Raw genomic sequence first — 22,167 nt, 5'->3', positions numbered from 1 at the left:
TAGTAAAAGTATAAAATAAAAAAGCACTCACGCTAATAGCATGAGTGCTTAATTCAACTATTCTAAAATTATTTAAATTTAGAATAAGTTGCTGAAGAATTGTTTGATATGGTCAATTAAACGTGCGAAGAAACCAGCTTCTTCAACAGGTTTTAAAGCAACCAATGGTTTTTCAGCAATAACTTTACCATCTAAACTAGCAACAAGCTTACCAACGACTTGACCTTTTTGAAGTGGTGCATTTAGGTTCGGTTGAACAACCAACTGAGTTTTAATGCCGTCCGCTTTGCCTTTAGGCATAGTCACATTAAAGTTTTCAGCTAAACCAACCTGAACTTCATTTTCTTTACCAAACCAAACTTTAGCTTTTGCAAGAACTTGGTTTGCAGGTTGTACATTTGCAGTTTCAAAGTTTGCAAAACCCCACGCCAATAATGCACGAGTTTGGTCAGCACGTTCAGACATGCTTGGTGTACCAAAAATAACTGAGATTAAACGCATTGGACCGCGTTTACTTGAAGTCGTTAAGCAGTAACCAGCTTCATCAGTATGGCCTGTTTTTAAGCCATCAACACTTGGGTCAGTGTAAAGTAAAGCATTACGGTTACCTTGTTTGATACCGTTAAATGTAAATTCTTTTTCAGAATAAATTGGGTAGTATTTTGAGCTGTCTTTAATAATATGTTGTGCTAAAACAGCCATATCTTTTGCAGTTGAGTAATGACCTTCAGCTGGCATACCTGTTGAGTTAATAAACTGGGTATTGGTCATTCCGATACGTTTTGCTTCCTGGTTCATCATGTGAGCAAAAGTACCTTCATTCCCAGCAATATGTTCAGCCATTGCTTTTGATGCATCATTACCTGACTGAATAATAATACCGCGAAGCATTTCTAAAACAGTTGCTGTGCCATTTAATGGAACATACATACATGATTCAGAACTACTGCCTTTACACCAAGCAGATTCGTTCATACGAACCTGTTCATTTTCGGTAAGCTCACCTTTTAATAATTTTTGTTCAATGATGTAGCTTGTCATCATTTTAGTCATAGAAGCAGGAGCAAGCTTTTCATTTTCATTTTTAGAAGCGAGAATTTGTCCTGTCTCGTAATCCATTAATACATAAGACTTATTATTTAATTCTGGCGGAGCTGATAAGACAGTTGCTGCATAAGAAAAACTTGGTAAGAGGAGGAGTGCAGCAATAGCGCTTTTTCGAGTCATTCTAGGTAATTCCAATATCTTGTATGAAGCAGAAGAGCCTAGCATTTTAGGATAAAGCAAAGCCGACTTCTATGGGGGAAGTCGGCTTTTTCAAACAGTATTGTAACTAGAGAGTTTTTAACTAATTTAGTTTTGCGATTGATAAGCTTTCACGTCTTGGCAAACTAACGTATTTTGTTCGTTACCAGCAGCTTTTGCATCATTACGTGCTTCTTTTAAGACTTTCTTGAAGCTCTTGTCTTTACTACGTTTTTCTAAAGCTGCAACTGGATCGGCTTCATTTGGCAAATAGTCTTTTACAAGACGCTCATAACCTTGAGCAAATTCGGCATCTTTTTTACCAATTAAACTTGGGCAAATTTCAGAAAGTACTTGAATTGCTGCTAATTCTTCCGGTGTAGTACCTTTGGTCGGTGTAACTTCAACAACATTTTCATTTTCAGTTTTCTTTTCAGCTGTTTTTTTCTTGTCAGCAGCATAACCCACTGTTGCCATTGTCATGAGTAAAACAACAGAAAGTGATTGAACTAAGCTTTTTTTCATAAACATGGATAACCTGAAACAAAAATTTGAAATATGCCGATAGCTTAAACAATTTAAACGCTAAAAAAATGGAAAAAATGTATTGTTATGTAGGTTTTCTGCTTTATCTCAACAGAAAACCCCAAAGATAAGCTTACTGATTGAGCTAAGCTCTTAATCTTTGTAATTTACCACTTCCTCACAAAGTTCATGTTGTTCGTGGTGATCCATTTCTTTGGCAGCCTGACGTGCTTCACTTAACAGGGTTTTATATTCTGAATCATTTTGCAGCGCAGAGAAGGTGATTGATTTATTGGAATAACCACCCAGATACATTGCAATAATCTTTTGGGTATTGGTTTCAAGTTTTTTATTTGCGCCAACAAAATTAGGGCAAATTTCTTGTAAGACTTGAGTCGAGGCAATGTCATCTTTAATTAAGCTGTCAGCTTCTTGTGTTGAGATACCCTCGTCAGCAAAAACCGCTTGAGTACACAATGTGATACTGATCCCCAATACTTGAAAAAAAGGAGCGAAAGTTTTCATTTTTTCACAATTTTATAATGCTATGGAGGCATAAATATATATAATTCAACAAATAATTCAATTGAGAAAACCTCTGGGTTTATTTGTCGAGAAAGATTTTTTGTGAATATTTTAATTGCCAATGATGACGGTGTATTTGCACCAGGTATACAAGCTTTAGCTGACGCGTTAAAACCACTAGGCCGTGTTGTGGTGGTTGCTCCAGAAAGTGAAAGAAGCGGGTTTTCGAGTGCCTTAACTTTAGATCGTCCTTTACGTCCTATTCAAATTGCTGAAGATGTATGGGCTGTTAATGGCACACCAGCCGATTGTGTTTATTTATCCATGAATGGATTATTTGATTTCGAATTTGATTTGGTTGTCAGTGGAATCAATAGTGGCGCAAATTTAGGCGATGACGTTTTATATTCAGGAACTGTTGGCGCTGCCTTTGAAGGTCGTTTAATGAAACAACCTGCAATTGCGGTTTCTTTGGCTGGGCCTGATGTACGTTCATACGACCATAAAGATGATTATGCGCAAGCTGCCAAATGGGTACATGACTTTATCGCAAAAGGACTACCAGCATTGCCACCGCGACATATTTTTAATATTAATATTCCAGATGTACCTCAGCTTAAAGGTACACAAATTACTTACCAAGGCCGCCGTGCCCAATCTAAACCTATCACCAGCCATGTAGACCCTAGAGGAAGACAGGTTTACTGGATTGGTCTTGCTGGTGAGGCGGTAACTGATCCACAGCGTATTGCTAGCCAAATTCAATCTGACTTTTTTGCGGTCGCGAATGGTTTTGTGAGCGTGACGCCAATTCAGATGGATGCAACAAACTATGCGGTTTTAGAAGATTTACAGGCCAGTTTGGGGTAATAAACTGAGCCGAATGTTATAACTTTGTGAATAAAGAAAAAGAGGATCATGTTTCCTCTTACTTTTTTGGTACTCTTAGCCGAAATGATTTGTAGCATTTAGTGAGGGAGATCGATGCATTTAACTGGGCAACAAAGCAGATTGCATATTCAAAGAGACAAAATAATGAAAATTATGATGTTGTCTGTAGCTGTAGGTTTTACTGTTGCAATGGCAGGATGTGCTTCTAAACCACAAATTAATAATAGTTCTCGCTATGCAATGGCTCCTAACTATTACACGGTCCGTTCAGGTGATACTTTAAGTGGTATTGCAATGCGTTATGGTCTGGACTATCTCAGTATTGCAGAGATGAATGGTATTGCACCGCCATATCGTATTTATGTTAATCAATCATTACGATTGAAGAAATCTTCTTCACCAAGAACCGTGTCGACACAAGTCATGGCGCAACCGGAACCGATTAAGCGTCAAACAATTGCTTTACCGACAACTACTGCACCAACCACAACCACTCCGCCACCAGCAACTGTTGCGCCATCAACCAATACAACAGTGGGAGCATCTATTCCAAGCTCAAGCTTACGTTGGGTGAAACCAAATAACGGTCCGGTTATTCAAGGCTTTAATTTGGCGAATAATGTCAAAGGAATCCGTTACGGTGGTAACCAAGGTGACCCGATTTATGCGGCGGCTGATGGTCAAGTTGTATACGCAGCCGATGGTCTGAAAGAATATGGTAACTTAGTTTTAATTAAACATATTGATGGTTACATCAGTGCGTATGCCCACAATAGCAAGATGATGGTCAAGAGTGGTGACAATGTAACCGCAGGCCAAAAGATTGCTGAAATGGGGTCTTCAGGGGCATCTCGCGTTATGCTTGAGTTCCAAATTCGCCTTGACGGTAAACCGATCAACCCTGCAAATCTTTTACCAAATTAGCTAATGCATTAAATATAGGTTTCCTCGTATAATACAATTGGTTGCTTTCATTACAACAATAAGCATTTTTTATAAATTTAGAATTAGATTTGAGGAAACCTATGTTAGATCAGCTTCGTGCGATGGGTGTTTTTGCTTGTGTGGTTGAAAAAAGTTCATTTAGTGGTGCGGCACGTGAATTAGGCATTACAACAAGTGCTGTAAGTCAGCAAATCCGTTCTCTTGAAAATGAAATGGATGTAATTTTATTACATCGTTCTACGCGAAAACTTAGTTTGACTGAAGCAGGGCAGGCTTTTTTCTCAAGTTGCCAAGAAATGTTGGCAGCAGCAGAAAGAGGCAAAATCAGAATCAATGAATTGCGAGATGATTTGATTGGTGACTTGCGTATTGCAACTACCCCTGATTTAGCGGTTCAGCACATTATTCCTGCTTTATCTCACTGGATGTCTGCCCACCGTGGTCTATCTGTTCATTTTGAAGTGGGGCATCGATATATCGATTTAATCGAAGAGCGAATTGATATTGCAGTGCGCATGAGTTCTACAGCGGTAGAAGAGAGCGACTCTGTTATTCCTATGGCTTTTGTCGATCAGATTTTGGTAGCTTCTCCCAGCTATCTCAATCAAACAAGCCCGATCTTGCATCCAAATGATTTAAACAACCATGAGTTGCTTTCTATCAATGCAATGAATGATTCACGTAGTTTTAATTTTCAGCACGCTAAAACTGGTGAAAAATTAAATATCGAGATGACAAGCCGTTTGCAAAGTAATAATTTACAAGTGGCTAAAGCGCTATGCCAGCAAGGGCATGGAATTGCCAGAATTTTATATTTAGATGCTCAAAAAGAACTGAAGAATGGTTCTTTAATTGAAATCCTTCCAGATTGGAAACTCCCAGCTTTCACTTTATATGCAGAGATTGCAAAACACGATCAACAGCCAATGAAAATTCAACGTTGTGTCGAAGCGCTTAAGCAATACTTCAGCCAGTTGGCTGGCGGAAGAGCAATGCAGATTGTTCGTTAACTTTTATCTCATTCATAAAAAAGGGCTTGTTATTACAAGCCCTTTTTTATGTCAGTGTTATTTTTGCTTTAGCGTAGCAACTTCCTCTTGTGTTTCTTGAGGAAGATCATCGGCTGTGAGCTCTTCATGCTTTTTAATTTTTTTCTTATTTTTCTTTTTCTTCTTTGGCTCTTCTTCAACTTCTGCGCCATCTTCGATCGCTTGCCAGTATTCAAGCTGTTCCATTACAGCAGCATAAATAGAGTGTTTGCTGTATTTGCCTTTTTTGTCGAGAGTACCAACAGGGCGAGCCATTAAAATCTCAAGTGCTTGATCAATTGTATCAATTGCATGGATATGGAATTGACCCATTCGCACCGCATCAATCACATCTTGACGTAGCATTAAGTGTTGCATGTTTTGGCGTGGAATAATGACACCTTGTTTGCCAGTTAGACCTTGTAGCTTACATGCATCATAGAAGCCTTCAATTTTTGCATTTACGCCACCAATTGGTTGAACTTGACCTAACTGGTTCATAGAACCAGTAATTGCCCATGACTGATCAATTGGTAACTGACTAATTGCAGAGATTAATGCAGAAAGCTCGGCAACGGTTGCACTGTCACCGTCCACTTGGCCGTAACTTTGTTCAAAAGCCAGAGCAGCAGAAAAATGTAAAATCTGTTCACGGCCAAAGTGAGCTTTTAAGAAGCTAGACATGAGTAACACGCCTTTGGCATGCAATGAACCGCCTAGTTCTACACTACGTTCAATATCAAGAATATCGCCACCGCCTTGATAAACCGAGGCAGTTAAACGTGAAGGTAAACCAAACTCAACATCTGCATAGTGAATGACAGAGAGGGCATTAATTTGACCTAAACGATGGCCAGAAGTTTCAATTAACTGGGTTCCACGCGATAAATCTTGCCAGTAAAGTTCTCTTAAATAGCCTAAGCGATATTGTCGGTGTTGTAGGGCAAGGTTAATGTGCTGGTCGGTTACCATCTTATCATTGGCTTTAAATGCATGATGATGCGCTTCACGAATAAGATCACCCAACGTTGAAGCATGTAACGACAATGAGCTTTGGTCTTCGGCCTGACGGCTTGAGTCTGTCAGTAAAGCCGCTAGAGCACTGCGGTCAAATGGAAGCAGTTTATCGGCTTGTACATAGTCAGCAATCAGCTGCATATAAGCTTGTTCATTTTCGTCATTACGTTGTAATGTATCGGTAAAATCTGCGCGAATTTTAAATACGCTACCAAGCTCTGGTTCTACTTCTAAAATTTCATAATAAATCTCAGGCTCTGCCATCAGTACCACTTTAATATCAAGTGGAATAGCAGCAGGCTCTATCGAGATACTGCCGGTTAAAGTCAACATATGTTCAAGAGAAGAGAGCTTGAGTTGGCCCGATTTTAAGGCACGCTTTAAACCTTGCCATGCATAAGGCTGTTCGAGTAGTTGTTCAGCCTCCAGCATTAAAAAACCACCATTGGCTTGATGTAGGGCACCAGGGCGAATAAGAGTGAAATCTGTAGTAATTGTACCGTTGTGGGTGAGTTGTTCTACATGACCCAGCAAGTTGTAGTGCGTTGGGAAATCTTCAAAAATAACTGGCGCACCACTGTTTGGTTTATTTGAGACAATCACATTTGCTTGATAACGCGCTGGTACGCGATTGAACATAGCAGGAGCAAAGTCATCTTCTTCTTGTTCTAAAATTAACTCAACATTGTCAATGATATCTTGAGCATACTGTTTTAAATAATCTTCAAGGCCTTTCACTTGACCATATTTATTTAAAATTAAGTCCATGCGTGGCATAACCACTTGAGTGGCGATGTCTCGATTTAAAACAGAAACTTTGTCGCGTGCATCATCTTCTAAGTCGCCCAAATGCAAACCAAGACGCTCAAGCTTTTTATCCATATAGCGAATATTGGCTGCAATCTCAGCACGCTGTTTACTATTTAAAGCGTCAATTTCTGTTTGAGTCAGTTCTTGAACCTGATTATCTTTTAACTGTACAGGTACAAAGCCATGTTTCTCATTTCGAGAAATCAATTTTAGATCAAGTTCTTCGCCTTCTTTTGTTAATTCGACAAGTGCTTGTTGCTGTTCATCACCAGTTTCCTGACGGATTCGCTCGATACGGTTATGATAAGTTTCTGCACTAAAACGGCGTTCAAGCTGCTTTAAAATAATTTGCCAAGTTTGATGAAGAGTTTGTTGAAACTTGGTTCCTTGTCCAGCAGGAAAGCGTAGCGCAATAGGCTGACGAGCTTGTTTAAAGTTATAAACATATACCCAATCATCTGGAGTAGGCATTGTTTTAGCATGTTGTTGTAGTAAACGCTTAATCATGGTGCGTTTACCTAAGCCTGCTGTTCCTACCGCAAAAATGTTATAACCAGAGTAGGGTAAGGAAATGCCGGCTTCTACCGAAGCTTTGGCGCGGTCTTGCCCTAAAAAGTTGTTGAGCGGCTTGATGCGTTTTGTTGAGGCTGGAATATTTTCAAAATTTGGAATATGCGTAAGTTGTTCGGGTTTTAACGCTGTTTTATCTAAAGTCATTTTAATATCAGGTTGCTCAAAAGCTGAAGGAAATGCATTTATTGTGACGTTTGTGGTGTTTGTTTTAGCGAGTGATAAAGTTGAAGATGTCACTTGATCAAGTTTTTGTGTCACTGTTGATATCCAGCAAAAGAAAACGAAGGTTGAAGATTAAAGGTATACAGGTTTAGCATAAAATATCAAGCAAACTTGCCGTTTTTATCATCAAAACAAAACTTGATTGCATAAAGAATCTTGAAAGCAATTGTAAGAAGCGATTGAATAGGCGCATTTATAATTTATGGAAAATAAAAAACGAATGACCACACAAACCTCTGGTTGGGTCTCGGCGTTTAAAGCATTTTTAGACCGTCGTGCATTAATTATGCTATTTCTGGGTTTTTCTGCCGGAATACCCATTTTATTGATTTTCTCTAGTCTCTCTTTATGGCTAGGTGAAGCAGGCATTGATAAAAGTGCCGTCACTTTTTTCAGTTGGGCGGCTTTAGGATATTCCTTTAAATTTGTTTGGGCTCCCTTAATTGATGAGTTACCTGTACCAGTTTTGACTAAAGCTTTAGGCCGAAGACGTGCATGGTTGCTTATTGCGCAGTGTTTAATCGTACTTGCGATATGTACAATGGCTTTTGCCGACCCTGCTTTAGGTCATAGTTACCTTGTTCAAATGGCAGCAGGCGCAGTTTTACTTGGCTTCTCGGCTGCAACGCAAGATATTGTGATTGATGCTTATCGTATTGAGCTGGCTGAAACAGAAATGCAGACAGTGTTGGCATCAACTTATAATGCGGGTTACCGGATCGGTATGATTGTAGCTGGTGCTGGTGCATTATTCTTAGCGGCGCATTTGGGGACCGCAAAAGGAAATTATATTTACGAGGCTTGGAAGACGACCTATTTAACGATGGCAGCAGTCATGTTGGTCGGTATTATTACAACTTTACTCGTTCGTGAACCTAAAGTTGATCGTATATATAAAAACTATAAATCAAGTGATTATTACCGTCTGGTTTTAGTATTTTTTATTGCAGTTATTTCATTTGTATTAACCTATATTTACTCAGGCCAAGTTACCGAAGCAATTTCAAAAGCTGGCAATATTCAAGATAGTGCTGCTTTATTTGGTTTAGAAGCTTTAAGGTTCTTAACGGCGACAGGCGTTGCCATTCTAGCTGGTTATCTATTAGTAAAAATAGGTGTGGTGAACCAGCAAATGGCTAAGGAAACTTGGATTGCCCCAATTCTGGATTTCTTTAAACGTTATGGTGTCAAACTTGCCTTAGTACTTCTATTCTTGATTGGGTTCTTCCGTATTTCAGACATTATTGCTGGTGTGATTTCTAATGTCTTTTATCAAGATCTGAACTTTAGCAAAGAACAAATTGCTGAAGCCGTAAAAGTTTATGGTGTTATTTTCAGTTTGGTGGGTGGTTTCTTAGGTGGCTTATTAGCTCAACGTATGAACATCATGAAACTGATGTTCGTTGGTGCTGTATTGGCAAGCTCTACTAATCTCATTTTCATTGGCTTAGTAAAATCTGGAAAACCGCTTGATATGGTGGATGTCCAAATTGGGAATCACCATTATAAAGTGAAGCCAGATGAAGTGGGGTATTGGAAGCTAAAAGTGCCAAGCTCAAGTTTTAATGGCACCCAACAAATTGATGTCAAAGCTGGTTATGCTTTGCAAGATCAACAAGCCGAGACTATCGTTCGGGCTCAACCTCTATTGACAACTCACTCTGAGAGTGTTCCTTTACAAATTTTACCTTTAATGGGAAGTGATCAGATATCGGCTAACTCTTCCGAAGGCAGTGTCGTGATTCGTGGGCAGTATTTTGGTAAAGCCTTATCACCTACTCAAAAGATTGTGGTGAATCTTGATGGACAAAATTTTGATGCAAAAATGACAGATCAAAAGGGTGTGTTTAACGCAGCAATTGATATGCAAAAATTATTGTCATCACCAAGTAAGCAACTTACTGCTTCAATTGTCGATGGAAATCAAAAAATATTATCGATTACTCACCACTATGAAGTCGCTTCAAATTCTGTACCAAAACCTGAATTAGATGTGAATATCGATCCTTTACCGTACATTGATACTCAATCAGGTCAAGAAGTTGAGATTAGTGGTAAAGTCATTAAATCTTATAGCTCACTATGGCTTTATTTTGCCATTGTCGTTGATAACATGGCTTCAGGCTTAGCCGGTGCGGCATTTATTGCGTTCCTTTCAAGTTTGACCAGTGTGTCATTTACTGCTGTTCAATATGCGATCTTTAGCTCACTTATGACCCTTACCCCAAAACTTTTAGGTGGATATTCGGGTACCATAGTGAGTAATATTGGATACCCAAACTTCTTTTTGATGACCACAATGATCGGGATTCCAATCTTAATTTTAGTTGTTTGGGTTGGAAAACTGCTTAAAGATCATCAAACACATGACATAGAAAAGGCAGGTGAATAAACATGCGAATGCTTCATACAATGTTGCGAGTAGGCAATTTAGAACAATCTTTAAAGTTCTATACCGAAGTATTAGGGATGAAGTTACTTCGTAAGCGTGATTATGAAGAAGGTCGCTTTACACTGGCATTTGTTGGTTATGGCGATGAAGAAAATAATACCGTGCTTGAACTTACTCATAACTGGGATACCTCAAGTTATGATTTAGGAAATGGCTATGGTCACATTGCGATTGGTGTTGAAGATGCTTATAAAGCATGTGAAGAAATCAAAGCACGTGGCGGTAAAGTCGTTCGTGAAGCTGGCCCAATGAAGGGTGGTGTAACGGTGATTGCATTTGTTGAAGATCCGGATGGCTACAAAGTCGAGCTTATTCAACAAGACGCAAATGCTAGAAATAATTAAATAAATGACTCAGGCGCTTTAAGATTTAGGTCTTAAAAGTCTAGCTTTATTTTTATAGCCCAGTATGATGAAGGCTTGACCAAATGGTCAATTTATCAACTGGGCTTTTCTTTATCTAAAATAATCATAGGATGTGAACATGCTGAAGTTCTTGGCACTTGATCGATTTACAATTTTGTTGGTTGGCATGGTACTACTAGCAACTTTTTTTCCAGTCAGTGGTCAAGCTGCGCAGTATTTCAATACATTAACTACAGTCGCGATTGCTATTTTATTTTTCTTGCATGGTGCCAAGCTGTCTCGTGAGGCAGTCATTGAAGGTATTTTGCATTGGAAAATGCACTTACTGGTATTTGCAATTACGTTCTTTATTTTTCCTGCTATTGGTTTATTGGCTAAACCTATTCTTTTACCTTTATTAGGGCAGCAGCTCTATTGGGGTTTTTTGTTTATGTGTTTCTTGCCATCTACTGTTCAGTCTTCTATTGCATTTACTTCGGTTGCAAAAGGGAATGTGGCAGGGGCGGTATGTAGCGCATCTTTCTCAAATTTGGTAGGTATGTTTATTACGCCAGTTTTAGTCAGTTTCTTTATTTTAGGACAAAGTCAGCACGGATTTGATCCTACATCTTCAATTATACAAATTACTTTGTTGCTATTAGTGCCTTTTGTTTTAGGGCAATTACTTCGTCCCTATGTTTTTCCATATATGGCAAAAGTACCAAGTATTGTAAAAGCATTTGACCAAGGTTCAATTTTGATGGTGGTCTATGGCGCATTTAGTGGGGCTGTGGTTGCGGGGCTTTGGCATCAGGTGAGTTGGAAAACCTTACTGCTTTTGACCATTGCTTGTTCTGTTTTACTCACCATTATTATGCTGCTTGCACTTTATTTACCGCGCGCTTTTGGTTTTAACCGAGCTGATCAAATTACAGTGTTCTTTTGTGGTTCAAAAAAGACCTTGGCCAGTGGTGTACCTATGGCACAAATCTTATTTATTGGCCAACCTTTAGGTATGATTGTTTTACCAATTATGATCTTTCACCAAATCCAGTTAATGGTCTGTGGGGTAATTGCAAATTACTTGGCTAAATCCCAAGATTAATTCGCAAAAAAAATTTATATGGCGTATAATACTGCCCACTTGTTGTGCTTAGCTCTAACCCTTGAGGTTTCGGTGGGCCAAAAGAATGGTCTGTTGTGGTGTTGATCTGCTTGTAAAAGCTTTCCTCAATTTAATTGAGAGTGATCAATTGCGATGACAGCTTAAGCCTTTCTTCAATTAGGAGTAATCGACGATGCGCGCCGATATTCACCCAAAATATGAAAAATTAGTTGCAACTTGTTCTTGCGGTAACGTAATCGAAACTCGTTCTGCTTTAGGTAAAGAAACTATTTACCTTGACGTATGTTCAGCTTGCCACCCTTTCTACACTGGTAAACAAAAGAATGTAGACACTGGTGGTCGTATCGACAAATTCAAACAACGTTTTGCTGGTATGTCTCGCTCTATCAAGCGTTAATACTTCAAAACGAAACAAAAAACGGGCTTATGCCCGTTTTTTGTTTTTAATATACAAGACCATTATTGGTCTTGTACGTCTGTTAAGCGGTCAAGTTTTTTCTGAAAATAATCACCTTGTAGAAAGCGCGCTTCTACATTCCATGCATTGGCAAACAGGTTCATATCATTCAAGTGAGCTAATAAAATTCCAATCGGTTTTACAGTCAAATAGTTCAATATTTTTTCTTGTAAGTTATTAAGCCCTTGGTCTGAGCTTAATAGATCAGTTTTGCTGGACTGTAATTTTACAAGTTGAATATCAAGCTGCTGTAATATTGAATCGCTATACATAGAAGAAGCAAAATCTCGAATTGAAATTTCTGCACCATGTTGGCGTAAGCGAGCAATGTGTTGTTGAGCAATTGGAAGATAAGGCTGAAGAGCTTGTTCTGAAAATTGCAAAATCAGTGGGCTTTCAATTTTACTTCCGATAATAGTCAGTAGTTTGGAAATCAGCTCAGGGAATGTTTTATCTTTCAGCAAAATATCAATATTAAGGTTAATAATGAGTTTCGCTTTAGGATACTGAGCAATGAAATTATGAAGCTGTTTACACGCTTCTACCAATATCCAGCGGTCTAACTGAATTGAAAGTTCTGCATCTTCTTTAAGATCACTTAAATCATTTAAGTCATACCATTGTTCACCCGCAATAAAACCACTTGTCACTTCATAGTTGTGAGTTTCTTGGTCATGCTTATCGTAAATTTGCTGGTACTTCAGATGTATTTCGCCCTGAGCTAGTTTTTGTCTTAACTGCTGGAGCAAAGAGGACTGAGGCGTATGGTCAAAATGTTCAATTGTTAAATCAAGAGGAACAGCTTCAATGCTCGGTGAAACCGTTTTGTCTACGGTTGGCATTACTTCAAGTTGAGGTGTAACCTGAGGTAAGCCTTGCTTTTCCGCCTCATTCAATAATGAGCTAAAAGAGTTCTCAGTTAAGGGCTGGTTGAGAAAAGCATAACCAAGCTTTAACTGCACTGAAAAGTTTTGCTCATTTACTTTTAACAAATGTTCTTTTTGCAAAGTTTGTAAACTCGTTAGCTGTGAGTTTAAAACTGAACTATTTTCGGCTTGTAAAATCCCGACATAACTACCCAAGTCGACTTGGAAAATTGGCATCTGTGCATGGTCTTTTAAAAAACCATGGAGCTGATTGAAATATTGTCCTAAAGTTTGCCAACCCTGTTGAAAAAGTCGTTCTGGGCACTGTGCAAGTCTAAATAAAACAACGGCGTTTGCTTGGGCAGGGTGGGTCGATAAATGACGATTAATCTGCGGCCAAGCTGCACTCAACCCAACACTTTTTTCGGACGGAGTACTATTTGCTGGAGTAGTTAAATCAACTTGATAGTCGATGGTGAGTTGTACCGCGTCTTCTTCTTGGCTTGGAATAAACTCGAGTTTTAGCGCATTATTACCCGAAATAGCCTGATGCTGACTCTGAATTTCAAAGCGTGCTTGATCGAACTGGCCTAAAGAAATTTTCTTAAACCGCTGCTTAAAAACATTTAAATCGTTGGGTTGTAAGACATCTAAAATCGGTAATCCAATAATATCTTCTTCTTGCTGGAAACCAAAAAGATTCAAATATTCGGTATTAGCCTTAATGTGGATACCTTCTTGGAAAATAGCAACGGCTTTATGGCTGTTGTCGACCAGTGTTTGCGTATGCGTATGAATGGTATCAAGCTCGGCCAAAAGACGTTGTTCCGTCTGTAAAAGGCGGCTGTATGACAGTGCCCGAACCAAGGTAATATAGAAATAATCTAGCGGTTCTAATGGGACTACATCATAAATCCCTTTTTGAATATAGCTTTGATATTGCTGCGCTTGGTAATCATCTGGCTGTAAAAGTAATATTGGAAGCTGCGGCTGTTCTGAGGCTTGAACAAGGGAGAGAGTTTGTTCAATTTTCAAATCATAGGCGCGACCAAAAATAATGACATCCCAAGATGTATTGAGCTGCTTTTCAAAACTTTTTAAATCATCAAGTAATAAGGCATTAACTTGATAATCATTCCCCGATAATAAATTTAAAATTTGGTTATAACGTAACTGGTTATCATCAATAATGAGTAAACGTATTTCAGTACGTTTTAACCTTTTAGATAGTAAAGAGTTTCTCACTTTAATGCTTCCCATAAATCTTGGCTATTCACGGTGTTATTCTTTTTCAGCATGAACTGATCAAGCAGGTACTGTTGCTGCTCATTCAGAAGCTCAAATTGAAATTGAATAAAACTTTGAGTAATGAGTTGTGCTTTGAGTAGATACACTTTGATTTCTTCTGTCCCCAATCGTAAATGAATTGTTTGTTGCTCTCTAAAAATTTGAGACCCCGGTAAAATAAGCGTGTTTTGTATTTCTTCTAGGTTTTGAGTTTGTAGTAATAGTGCAGGGTGATAATTACGCGTATGACGCTCTGCCTGAATATGTACAGCGCAAGGGAACATGGCCTGTGAAAGAATTTCTAAACCCAGTTCCAGACTTTTTTCTGTAGATTGCTTAATCCAGCGAATTACACCGCCACGCCACTGACCATGTAGCGTTTCCTTCACCAAAATATATTCGCCGGTTCTTAAGTTTTTAGGTGCTTCGCCGGACCATTTAATACGATAGCCATTAACACTAATATCAAGCACGGTAGTTTGATAAATGGTTTTACTCTCACGGCTTAAGCGTTGATAAGACGAGGTTTGTTGTTCTTTTTTCTCTAAATTGGATAAAACTTTCGATTCACTTTGTAAATTATAGTTATTACTCAGTTGTAGCGTTTCTTCAAAGTTTTTGGCTTTAGACAAATAGAAATGTGCCGTACTTAAGCCAAAACAAATTTGTAAAGCTGCATTATATTCATAACGCTCATGACGGCGCTGTGCTGTGGTGCCCAAAATCGTTTGAACGTGAAACTTTAATGCGGGACTTAAATAAATCTTTTCATTTTTAGACATATATTGAGCATTTTTATGCATGGTGGCAGTAACATGCTCAAGCAAAGCTTGCGTGCTAATAAAAATACTTGGATTGAAATTTGAGCTTTGTTTCTTGTTATATACAGGCGGATGATCTTTAGTTGGGTCGACCACATACTTTGTTGAAGCAGTGTCTTTCGGCAAGATCTGAATCATGCGTGCCCAGTCAAAACTACATTGAAACAGGGCCTGTATTTCTGACTGGCGAATCTGATTGGTGTTAAAAATATCTAATAAAATAAGCTGCGCATACGCCTGCGTAATATTGGCTAACGGGTGCTGTACACCTTGAATATGATTAATATTGGTTAAATGATATTTGTATTGAACTGCTGTTTCGTAAAGCTGGTGAGCAATTAACCATTGACCTTTGACAGGTTCGCTATAAAGCATATGCTGTTGATATAAAAGATTGGTCAACTGCTGCAATGCGTGGAATGTCGCCAGAATTCGTGCGGTTTGTAAGTTTTTCTTTTGTTTAAAAGAGAACAAAGAAAACTTCTGCTTTTGTAGCTGTTCGTGGCTTGTTTGCGCAATATTTAAATAAATACTGGCAAAATAACAGCGCAGAAGCATGGCCAGTTCAATAATGTGCTCGTTACGGTCGGTACTAATGACACCTTGGTTAAAGAAGTTTTTTTCTAAACTCGCCAATACATTATTAATGGTGGGGTGAAGTGTCTGAATTAAGTCAAAGCGTAAGGTTTCACTACAATTTAACTCATTCAGTTCCAAAATTGCTGTAAATAGCGCTTTTGAAGTATCACCCAATTGCATAATAGAAAGGGTAGTGACCCACTCATTAAGATCTTTAATGTTGGCTTCACAAAAGCTTAACCGTTCACGAGTAAGTGCGGTTTGATTGTGAAAAATGTCCGAAAGTGCATTATTCATCATCACTTATTATATAACTCAAAAAGTTGTAGCCCCAAAAAGCGGTGTTTTATTCTTTTCGCCCGCAATTTCCCTGACGAGTTTAGGAACCAAATATCCTGGTAGGCTCGCTAACACGTCTTGATATATCGCATCTATTTCAGATGGTATTAAATCAAAATGTTGTGCGCCTTTTACTTTATCTAATACATGTAAGTAATATGGCATAACGCGAGCTTCAAATAGACGATAACTTAAATCCGTTAAAATTTGAGCAGAATCATTCACCCCTTTAAGCAATACTGCCTGATTTAGAACAGTAATGTGGTGTTCAGATAGCTGCAACAATTTTGAACAAGTAAAGTCATCGAGTTCAGAAGCATGGTTTGAGTGTACCACCAGAATAATACGCAGCCTACTGTTTTTTAATAAAGAAATAAGCTCTTCATCGATACGGTTTGGAATGACAATTGGAACGCGTGAATGAATTCTCAGAATCTTCACTTGTTTGAGAGATGATAAACGTTCTAGCCAAAGCGCTAATTTACGGTTAGAAAGCGTAAGAGGGTCACCTCCGCTTAAAATCACTTCGTTAATATCGGGGTTCGACTCGATATAATTTTTAATGTTTAGCCAATCTTCATTTTTAGGTAAATTTTCCTGATAAGGAAAGTGACGGCGGAAGCAGTAACGGCAATGGACCGCACATGCACCGGTCAAAGTCAGTAAAAAACGAGATTTATATTTATGTAAAACACCCGGTAACTGATTGGCTGCTTCCTCACCTAAAGGGTCGGTGACAAACTCAGGATGTTCCTCAAGTTCTAAATGATGTGGCAACACTTGGAGTAAAAGCGGATCAAGAGGATCTTTAGCGTTCATTTTTCCGACGAACGCACGCGGAACACGCAATTTAAACTTTTCAGAAGCCAGAATCGCCCCTGATAATAGCTGATCAGTGGATAACTCGAGCAGGTTCAACAACTCTAAAGGATCGGTAATAAGGTCACTGAGTTGTGATTGCCAGTTTTGCTCTTGGTGTAAATAGTTTATCATGCGACACGATTAAGATAATGCAACAGCGCATTATATCGCATAGTTGACTTGTTAAGTTTGGAGTGTGCCAGTCATGGCCAATTATTCTACAAATGATTTCAAGCCAGGCCTTAAGGTCATGCTTGATAGTAACCCATGTTCAATCATGGAAAACGAATACGTAAAACCGGGTAAAGGCCAAGCGTTCAACCGTGTAAAATTACGTAACCTTAAAACTGGTAAAGTTTTAGAAAAAACTTTTAAATCTGGTGATACTTTAGAAGCTGCTGACATCGTAGAAGTAGAAATGAACTACCTATACAACGATGGCGAAATGTGGCACTTCATGGACCCAGAAAGCTTCGAACAAATTGCAGCTGACAAAACTGCAATGGGTGATGCTGCTAAATGGTTAAAAGACGACTCAAATGAAACATGTACAATCATGTTATTCAACGGCGTTCCTTTAAACGTAAATGCACCTAACTTCGTTGTGTTGAAAGTTGTTGAAACTGATCCGGGCGTACGTGGTGATACTTCTGGCGGTGGCGGTAAGCCAGCTAAGCTTGAAACAGGTGCGGTTGTTCGTGTTCCGTTATTTGTTCAGCAAGAAGAAAGCGTTCGTGTAGATACTCGTACTGGTGAGTATTTAGAGCGTGCATAATAGTTAAAAAATAAACTATTATCGAAGGGATGATGTCAATCATCCCTTTTTTTATGCGAAAGTATAAGAGGAAAAAGAACAAAGGAGGAGTAGAGTCACAAGGATTGAGCAGAGAACAGTACATAACAATATAAAACTGCTGTAATTATTTATTGAGAGGTTAAGAATGGACACAATGCAAGCGAAATCTACGCTTCCCTCCAAACTGGTCTGGAGCCTAGTAGCAATTATAGGTGCTATTTCTTTCGGGATGCTGGCGCTAAGTCGTGGTGAACATGTTAATGCAGTATGGTTGGTACTGGCAGCTGCATGTGTGTATAGCATCGCATATCGATTTTATAGTCTATTTATTGCAACTAAAGTATTTGAATTAAACCCGAGACGGTTAACTCCTGCACATCGTTTAGCCGATGGCTTAGACTATGTGCCAACAAGTATGTACTGTTTGGACACCACTTTGCCGCGATTGCCGGCGCAGGGCCATTAGTCGGGCCGATTTTGGCTGCACAAATGGGCTTTTTACCGGGCACCATCTGGTTATTGGTTGGTGTCGTTTTGGCGGGTGCAGTACAAGACTTTCTAGTTTTATTTATATCAACACGCCGTGATGGCCGTTCACTGGGTGAAATGGCAAAGCAGGAGCTTGGTCCTTTTGCCGGTATTGTGGTCATGTTGGGCGCACTTGGGGTAATGATTATTATCCTTGCAGTATTGGCTTTAGTTGTTGTGAAAGCACTTGCACATAGTCCGTGGGGTGTCTTTAGTATTGCAGCCACTATTCCAATTGCATTGTTCATGGGCGTTTACATGCGCTTTATTCGTCCGGGACGTATTGCAGAAGTTTCAATTATTGGCTTCGTTTTAATGATGCTGGCAATTGTGTATGGTGGACATGTTGCCGCAGATCCATATTGGGGTGAGTTCTTCACTTTAACTGGAACACAGCTCACTTGGTGTCTCATCATTTATGGTTTTATCGCATCGGTACTACCGGTTTGGTTGCTATTAGCACCACGTGATTATTTATCTACTTTCCTTAAAATCGGGGTTATTCTTGGTTTGGCAGTCGGTATTGTGATTGCATTGCCTGACCTTAAAATGCCTGCTGTTACCCATTTTATTGATGGTACAGGTCCGGTTTTCTCAGGTAGCTTATTCCCGTTCTTATTTATTACCATTGCCTGTGGTGCCATTTCAGGTTTCCATGCGCTGGTATCGAGTGGTACGACACCAAAACTTGTTGATAACGAAGTTAATATCCGCATGATTGGTTACGGCGGTATGCTTATGGAGTCTTTTGTCGGGATCATGGCGATGATCTGTGCGACAGTATTAGATCCAGGTGTGTACTTCGCGATTAATGCGCCAGCAGCAGTGCTCGGTACAACCGTAGAATCTGCAGCGGAAGCTGTACGTAATTTAGGCTTTGTTGTTACGCCTGAAATGTTGACAGTTTTAGCTCAAGAAGTGGGTGAAAGCTCAATCCTTTCACGTACAGGTGGTGCGCCTACCTTTGCTATTGGTATGGCTCATATCATTTCTGAAATCTTTAACAGCCGTGCCATGATGGCATTCTGGTATCACTTTGCGATTTTATTTGAAGCATTGTTCATTTTAACTGCGGTAGATGCAGGAACACGTGCTTGTCGTTTTATGGTGCAAGACACGGTTGGTATTGTTATTCCGGCGGTTAAATCTTCAGGTTCATTCTTTGGTAACTTGTTAGGTACGGCCGTTGCGGTAGGTGGATGGGGCTTCTTCGTCTATCAAGGTGTGATTGACCCACTTGGCGGCGTCAACTCATTATGGCCTTTATTTGGTGTGGGTAACCAAATGCTGGCTTCGATGGCACTCATTTTGGGTACAGTGATTCTGTTCAAAATGAAAAAAGAGAAGTATGTGTGGGTGACGATCATTCCAACCATTTTCTTGTTCATTACCTGTATGACAGCAGGGTGGCAGAAGATTTTCCACGAAAACCCGAAAATCGGTTTCTTGGCTCAAGCACATAAATTCTCCGATGCGATTGCTCGTGGTGAAATTCTTAAGCCTGCAAAAACCATTGCTGAAATGCAAACTATTGTGATGTCGAACCAGATTAATGCTGCACTTTGTGGCTTCTTTATGATTGTATCGATTGTCATGATTATTGCCTCAATTGGTATTGTTCGCCGTGCTTTAGCAAGTCCAACACCGACTGTAAATGAAGCGCCTGCGGTATATACCGATCCTGAAGTGGTTACCACTCGAGGAGAATAAAGATGAATTTTAAATTTGCAAAAAATGGTACTGTCATTATTGCGAAAATCATCAAAATGACCGTGCTTTCGCAAAAAGAGATATTGCTCTCTCCAAAGAACTGGTCACGTATCGCAACTTTGTGGCAGCGTTTACAGCAAAGCTTCCGACTCATGGTTGGTGTGCCGGACTATCAAACGTATCTGGAGCATATGAAAGCCCATCATCCAGATTTAACGCCTATGGATGCACAAACTTTCTATCGACATTGTGTTGATGCAAGATACCCATCTGCAGGTGGTACTTTGAAGAAGTGCCCTTGTTAAGTTGACCTTGATATTTGGCTAAACAAAGACGGTATGTGGTTGAACCATGTACCGTTTTACTTTTTGGGAAATGAAAAAGAGTTTGCTCAAAGTCTGCTCATTTGTATTTTTTCACTGGTAAATCACTTGTTTTGCTTTTGAAAAATGAATATGATGCTTTCCATCTTAGGCGTATAGCTCAGTTGGTTAGAGCGCTACGTTGACATCGTAGAGGTCTCCAGTTCGAGTCTGGATATGCCTACCAAGATTTAAAGTCATATAAACTCGAATAGCTTTATATGACTGAAAAAGCCCTAAACTATAATGGTTTAGGGCTTTTTTATTAGTTTTTAAATTAATTTAATTTTTATAATAGTACTTTTACTCTTGTTTAAGAAAATTACTCGATATCTACTAAATGATTACTTACTTTATTACTAAAAAACTAAGAATAAGAAGGTATTCTACCTCTAATTAAATTATATTTAGTTGTTAGGGGCGGTAAGTATCTGTGAAAGAATTTTTTTCTATTCTTATTTAAGTAATTTTTGAAATTAATAATTATTATAACTATAGTTTTATTCTTATTAGATATTTAATTTTTCTTGAAATAATTATTTTAAAATTTATATTATATAGGTATATTTGAAAAAATAATGGATTGAAATGGTTTCTGCAATAAAAGTTAAGTGGGATAAAGAATCAAGTATTAATAAAGCATTTGATGAGTTATTTAATGTAAGATCTTTTCCTAGCCAAAAAATGTATCCTATGCATTATTTGGGAGTGGATTGGATTTTCTCTTCAGAACAATGGGAGAATTTTTGTAGTTTAATATCTGATTTTATTGTTTTTTATGAATTAAAAAAAACACATAAATTCCAGACTATTCAACAACTATTTAATAATATAGTTTCTAAATGGTTAGAGTGTAATAAAATAGAATATAGTGTGTTTTCTGATTTAATTCGGGATACATTGAATTCAAGGCAGCAAGAACATATTTTTATTTTTGTTGTTGAAAATTTATTTACTGATAAATCATATACTTTTGGAAATATTACTTTATGTAATGGAAGTCAAGTATGTGATGAAATCGGAAAGACTATTCCTAATCACGTTCTTGAGTTATTAAATAGCTTTGAATCTACTAAAAATGGTGGTGATGTAGTTGAATTAAATGATTATTTAACTCAACTTCAGAGTAAAACAATTATACAAGTTAAAGAGGTTGGAGATAAGGAGTTTTCAAAAGAAAGAGCTCTTATTAATGCAAGAAAATTTTTGAATAAAATATTATTTTTTAGTTCAATTTCATTTCATTTTGAGGTGTTACCATGTTTGGAAATTGATGGTAAGAGAGAAGCTCAATATCTTAAAATACATGCCTGTAATCAAAAAATTAGTTTTGGCCATCTTGACAGTATGCCTATTATAAAATTTTGCTTCCGTTCTACTGATATTTTATCTGAAAACTTAGATAAATTTCATTTCAATGAATTAGTCTTGAATAGTTCTGATGATATTTCTAATAGAATTTCAACAGCAATTGATTGGTATGCTAGTGCTATACGTTCTAATGAGCAACATTTGAAATTTTTATACTATTGTATCGGTTTAGAATCTTTGTTTTCTTTTAATAATAATGGACCAGTTTCAGAGACTTTAGCTGATAATTGTGCTTTTTTACTAGAGGAAAACATAAAAAATAGAATGAAATTAAAAAGAGAAGTCAAAAATCTATATACACATAGATCTGGTTTGGCCCATGGAAGAAATGCTGAATTGATAGATGATGATTTGAATAAGGCAAGAAATATTCTGTGTTATTCAATAATCGATTTTATTAAGTTAAGATATCAAAATGAAATTCTAAAAAATAATGATTTAATTGATTATTTTGAAAGGTGTAAGTTTGATTCTTCAAAATACTAAA

General features: G+C 38.2%; 17 protein-coding genes, 1 tRNA gene and 1 pseudogene. 12 read left to right on the top strand and 7 right to left on the bottom strand.

What is annotated here, in order from left to right:
* Positions 1-78 precede the first annotated feature (78 nt).
* From dacC to C1642_RS08000, 3 genes are all read right to left on the bottom strand, one after another.
* Positions 79-1,227, bottom strand: a complete 1,149-nt coding sequence (gene dacC / locus C1642_RS08010) for a D-alanyl-D-alanine carboxypeptidase PBP5/6 (protein ID WP_000197255.1) — start codon at positions 1,225-1,227, stop codon at positions 79-81.
* Between the two features lie 126 nt (positions 1,228-1,353).
* Entirely contained in the window at positions 1,354-1,776 is a 423-nt protein-coding gene (locus tag C1642_RS08005) for an MCR_0457 family protein (protein WP_000480886.1), read from the bottom strand.
* Positions 1,777-1,923: 147 nt separating this feature from the next.
* On the bottom strand, positions 1,924-2,295 hold the full coding sequence (locus C1642_RS08000; RefSeq protein WP_000846418.1) for an MCR_0457 family protein: 372 nt from the start codon (positions 2,293-2,295) through the stop codon (positions 1,924-1,926).
* A 102-nt stretch (positions 2,296-2,397) separates the two neighbouring features.
* Here C1642_RS08000 and surE point away from each other — a divergent pair, with 102 nt between their 5' ends.
* The 3 genes from surE (at position 2,398) to C1642_RS07985 (ending at position 5,141) form a co-directional block, all read left to right on the top strand.
* On the top strand, positions 2,398-3,165 hold the full coding sequence (gene surE / locus C1642_RS07995; RefSeq protein WP_001023216.1) for a 5'/3'-nucleotidase SurE: 768 nt from the start codon (positions 2,398-2,400) through the stop codon (positions 3,163-3,165).
* Positions 3,166-3,279: 114 nt separating this feature from the next.
* On the top strand, positions 3,280-4,110 hold the full coding sequence (locus C1642_RS07990; protein ID WP_000550750.1) for a peptidoglycan DD-metalloendopeptidase family protein: 831 nt from the start codon (positions 3,280-3,282) through the stop codon (positions 4,108-4,110).
* A 101-nt stretch (positions 4,111-4,211) separates the two neighbouring features.
* Positions 4,212-5,141 (top strand): LysR family transcriptional regulator, encoded by a 930-nt coding sequence (locus C1642_RS07985; protein ID WP_000886772.1) that lies wholly within the window; start codon positions 4,212-4,214, stop codon positions 5,139-5,141.
* A 57-nt stretch (positions 5,142-5,198) separates the two neighbouring features.
* On the opposite strand, the gene C1642_RS07980 is transcribed toward C1642_RS07985, so the two are convergent.
* Entirely contained in the window at positions 5,199-7,817 is a 2,619-nt protein-coding gene (locus C1642_RS07980) for a Lon protease family protein (RefSeq protein WP_000192286.1), read from the bottom strand.
* A 166-nt stretch (positions 7,818-7,983) separates the two neighbouring features.
* Here C1642_RS07980 and C1642_RS07975 point away from each other — a divergent pair, with 166 nt between their 5' ends.
* The 4 genes from C1642_RS07975 to rpmE all read left to right on the top strand — a co-directional run bounded on the left by C1642_RS07975 (position 7,984) and on the right by rpmE (position 12,100).
* Positions 7,984-10,173 carry an AmpG family muropeptide MFS transporter gene (locus C1642_RS07975; RefSeq protein WP_103236172.1) on the top strand — a complete coding sequence of 730 codons (2,190 nt, stop codon included), beginning with the start codon at positions 7,984-7,986 and terminating at the stop codon, positions 10,171-10,173.
* A 2-nt stretch (positions 10,174-10,175) separates the two neighbouring features.
* Complete coding sequence (gene gloA, locus C1642_RS07970) at positions 10,176-10,577, top strand: lactoylglutathione lyase (RefSeq protein ID WP_001242511.1); 402 nt, start codon at positions 10,176-10,178, stop codon at positions 10,575-10,577.
* Between the two features lie 133 nt (positions 10,578-10,710).
* The gene (locus C1642_RS07965) at positions 10,711-11,682 is read left to right on the top strand and encodes a bile acid:sodium symporter family protein (protein ID WP_001984712.1); all 972 of its coding nucleotides are present in this window, start codon (positions 10,711-10,713) and stop codon (positions 11,680-11,682) included.
* 193 nt (positions 11,683-11,875) lie between these two features.
* Positions 11,876-12,100: a 50S ribosomal protein L31 gene (gene rpmE, locus C1642_RS07960; protein WP_001200845.1), complete on the top strand. Its 225-nt coding sequence runs from the start codon at positions 11,876-11,878 to the stop codon at positions 12,098-12,100.
* Positions 12,101-12,162: 62 nt separating this feature from the next.
* Here rpmE and C1642_RS07955 read toward each other — a convergent pair whose 3' ends face one another.
* From C1642_RS07955 to epmB, 3 genes are read right to left on the bottom strand one after another with little or no spacing between them, the layout of a single operon-like run.
* Positions 12,163-14,271 (bottom strand): EAL domain-containing protein, encoded by a 2,109-nt coding sequence (locus C1642_RS07955; protein WP_103236193.1) that lies wholly within the window; start codon positions 14,269-14,271, stop codon positions 12,163-12,165.
* Entirely contained in the window at positions 14,268-16,013 is a 1,746-nt protein-coding gene (locus C1642_RS07950; protein WP_000981543.1) for a hypothetical protein, read from the bottom strand. Before C1642_RS07950 ends, C1642_RS07955 begins: the two co-directional genes overlap by 4 nt.
* Before the next feature lie 15 nt (positions 16,014-16,028).
* A complete protein-coding gene (gene epmB / locus C1642_RS07945; RefSeq protein ID WP_017815815.1) occupies positions 16,029-17,045 on the bottom strand; it encodes an EF-P beta-lysylation protein EpmB in 1,017 nt (338 codons plus the stop codon).
* Positions 17,046-17,118: 73 nt separating this feature from the next.
* On the opposite strand from epmB, the gene efp reads away from it, so the two are divergent.
* The 5 genes and pseudogenes from efp to C1642_RS07920 all read left to right on the top strand — a co-directional run bounded on the left by efp (position 17,119) and on the right by C1642_RS07920 (position 22,166).
* Entirely contained in the window at positions 17,119-17,688 is a 570-nt protein-coding gene (gene efp, locus C1642_RS07940; RefSeq protein WP_000035083.1) for an elongation factor P, read from the top strand.
* A gap of 166 nt (positions 17,689-17,854) precedes the next feature.
* Positions 17,855-19,947: pseudogene (locus tag C1642_RS07935) on the top strand (carbon starvation CstA family protein).
* A 2-nt stretch (positions 19,948-19,949) separates the two neighbouring features.
* Complete coding sequence (locus C1642_RS07930; RefSeq protein WP_001009533.1) at positions 19,950-20,252, top strand: YbdD/YjiX family protein; 303 nt, start codon at positions 19,950-19,952, stop codon at positions 20,250-20,252.
* Between the two features lie 167 nt (positions 20,253-20,419).
* Positions 20,420-20,496 (top strand) — tRNA-Val (locus C1642_RS07925).
* 401 nt (positions 20,497-20,897) lie between these two features.
* Positions 20,898-22,166 (top strand): HEPN domain-containing protein, encoded by a 1,269-nt coding sequence (locus C1642_RS07920; RefSeq protein WP_103236171.1) that lies wholly within the window; start codon positions 20,898-20,900, stop codon positions 22,164-22,166.
* Position 22,167 lies beyond the last annotated feature (1 nt).

Source organism: Acinetobacter sp. AKBS16 (genome assembly GCF_002899995.1).
GTDB classification, from domain to species: domain Bacteria; phylum Pseudomonadota; class Gammaproteobacteria; order Pseudomonadales; family Moraxellaceae; genus Acinetobacter; species Acinetobacter baumannii.
This window is presented reverse-complemented; position numbering and strand designations above follow the sequence as displayed.

Excerpts from the sequence above, each read along its gene's own strand:
- epmB (WP_017815815.1), bottom strand. The coding sequence starts at position 17,045 with ATGATAAACTATTTACACCAAGAGCAAAACTGGCAATCACAACTCAGT.
- C1642_RS07950 (WP_000981543.1), bottom strand. The coding sequence starts at position 16,013 with ATGATGAATAATGCACTTTCGGACATTTTTCACAATCAAACCGCACTT.
- C1642_RS07920 (WP_103236171.1), top strand. The coding sequence starts at position 20,898 with ATGGTTTCTGCAATAAAAGTTAAGTGGGATAAAGAATCAAGTATTAAT.
- gloA (WP_001242511.1), top strand. The coding sequence starts at position 10,176 with ATGCGAATGCTTCATACAATGTTGCGAGTAGGCAATTTAGAACAATCT.
- C1642_RS07930 (WP_001009533.1), top strand. The coding sequence starts at position 19,950 with ATGAATTTTAAATTTGCAAAAAATGGTACTGTCATTATTGCGAAAATC.
- C1642_RS08005 (WP_000480886.1), bottom strand. The coding sequence starts at position 1,776 with ATGTTTATGAAAAAAAGCTTAGTTCAATCACTTTCTGTTGTTTTACTC.
- C1642_RS07975 (WP_103236172.1), top strand. The coding sequence starts at position 7,984 with ATGGAAAATAAAAAACGAATGACCACACAAACCTCTGGTTGGGTCTCG.
- efp (WP_000035083.1), top strand. The coding sequence starts at position 17,119 with ATGGCCAATTATTCTACAAATGATTTCAAGCCAGGCCTTAAGGTCATG.
- rpmE (WP_001200845.1), top strand. The coding sequence starts at position 11,876 with ATGCGCGCCGATATTCACCCAAAATATGAAAAATTAGTTGCAACTTGT.
- dacC (WP_000197255.1), bottom strand. The coding sequence starts at position 1,227 with ATGACTCGAAAAAGCGCTATTGCTGCACTCCTCCTCTTACCAAGTTTT.
- C1642_RS08000 (WP_000846418.1), bottom strand. The coding sequence starts at position 2,295 with ATGAAAACTTTCGCTCCTTTTTTTCAAGTATTGGGGATCAGTATCACA.
- C1642_RS07985 (WP_000886772.1), top strand. The coding sequence starts at position 4,212 with ATGTTAGATCAGCTTCGTGCGATGGGTGTTTTTGCTTGTGTGGTTGAA.
- C1642_RS07990 (WP_000550750.1), top strand. The coding sequence starts at position 3,280 with ATGCATTTAACTGGGCAACAAAGCAGATTGCATATTCAAAGAGACAAA.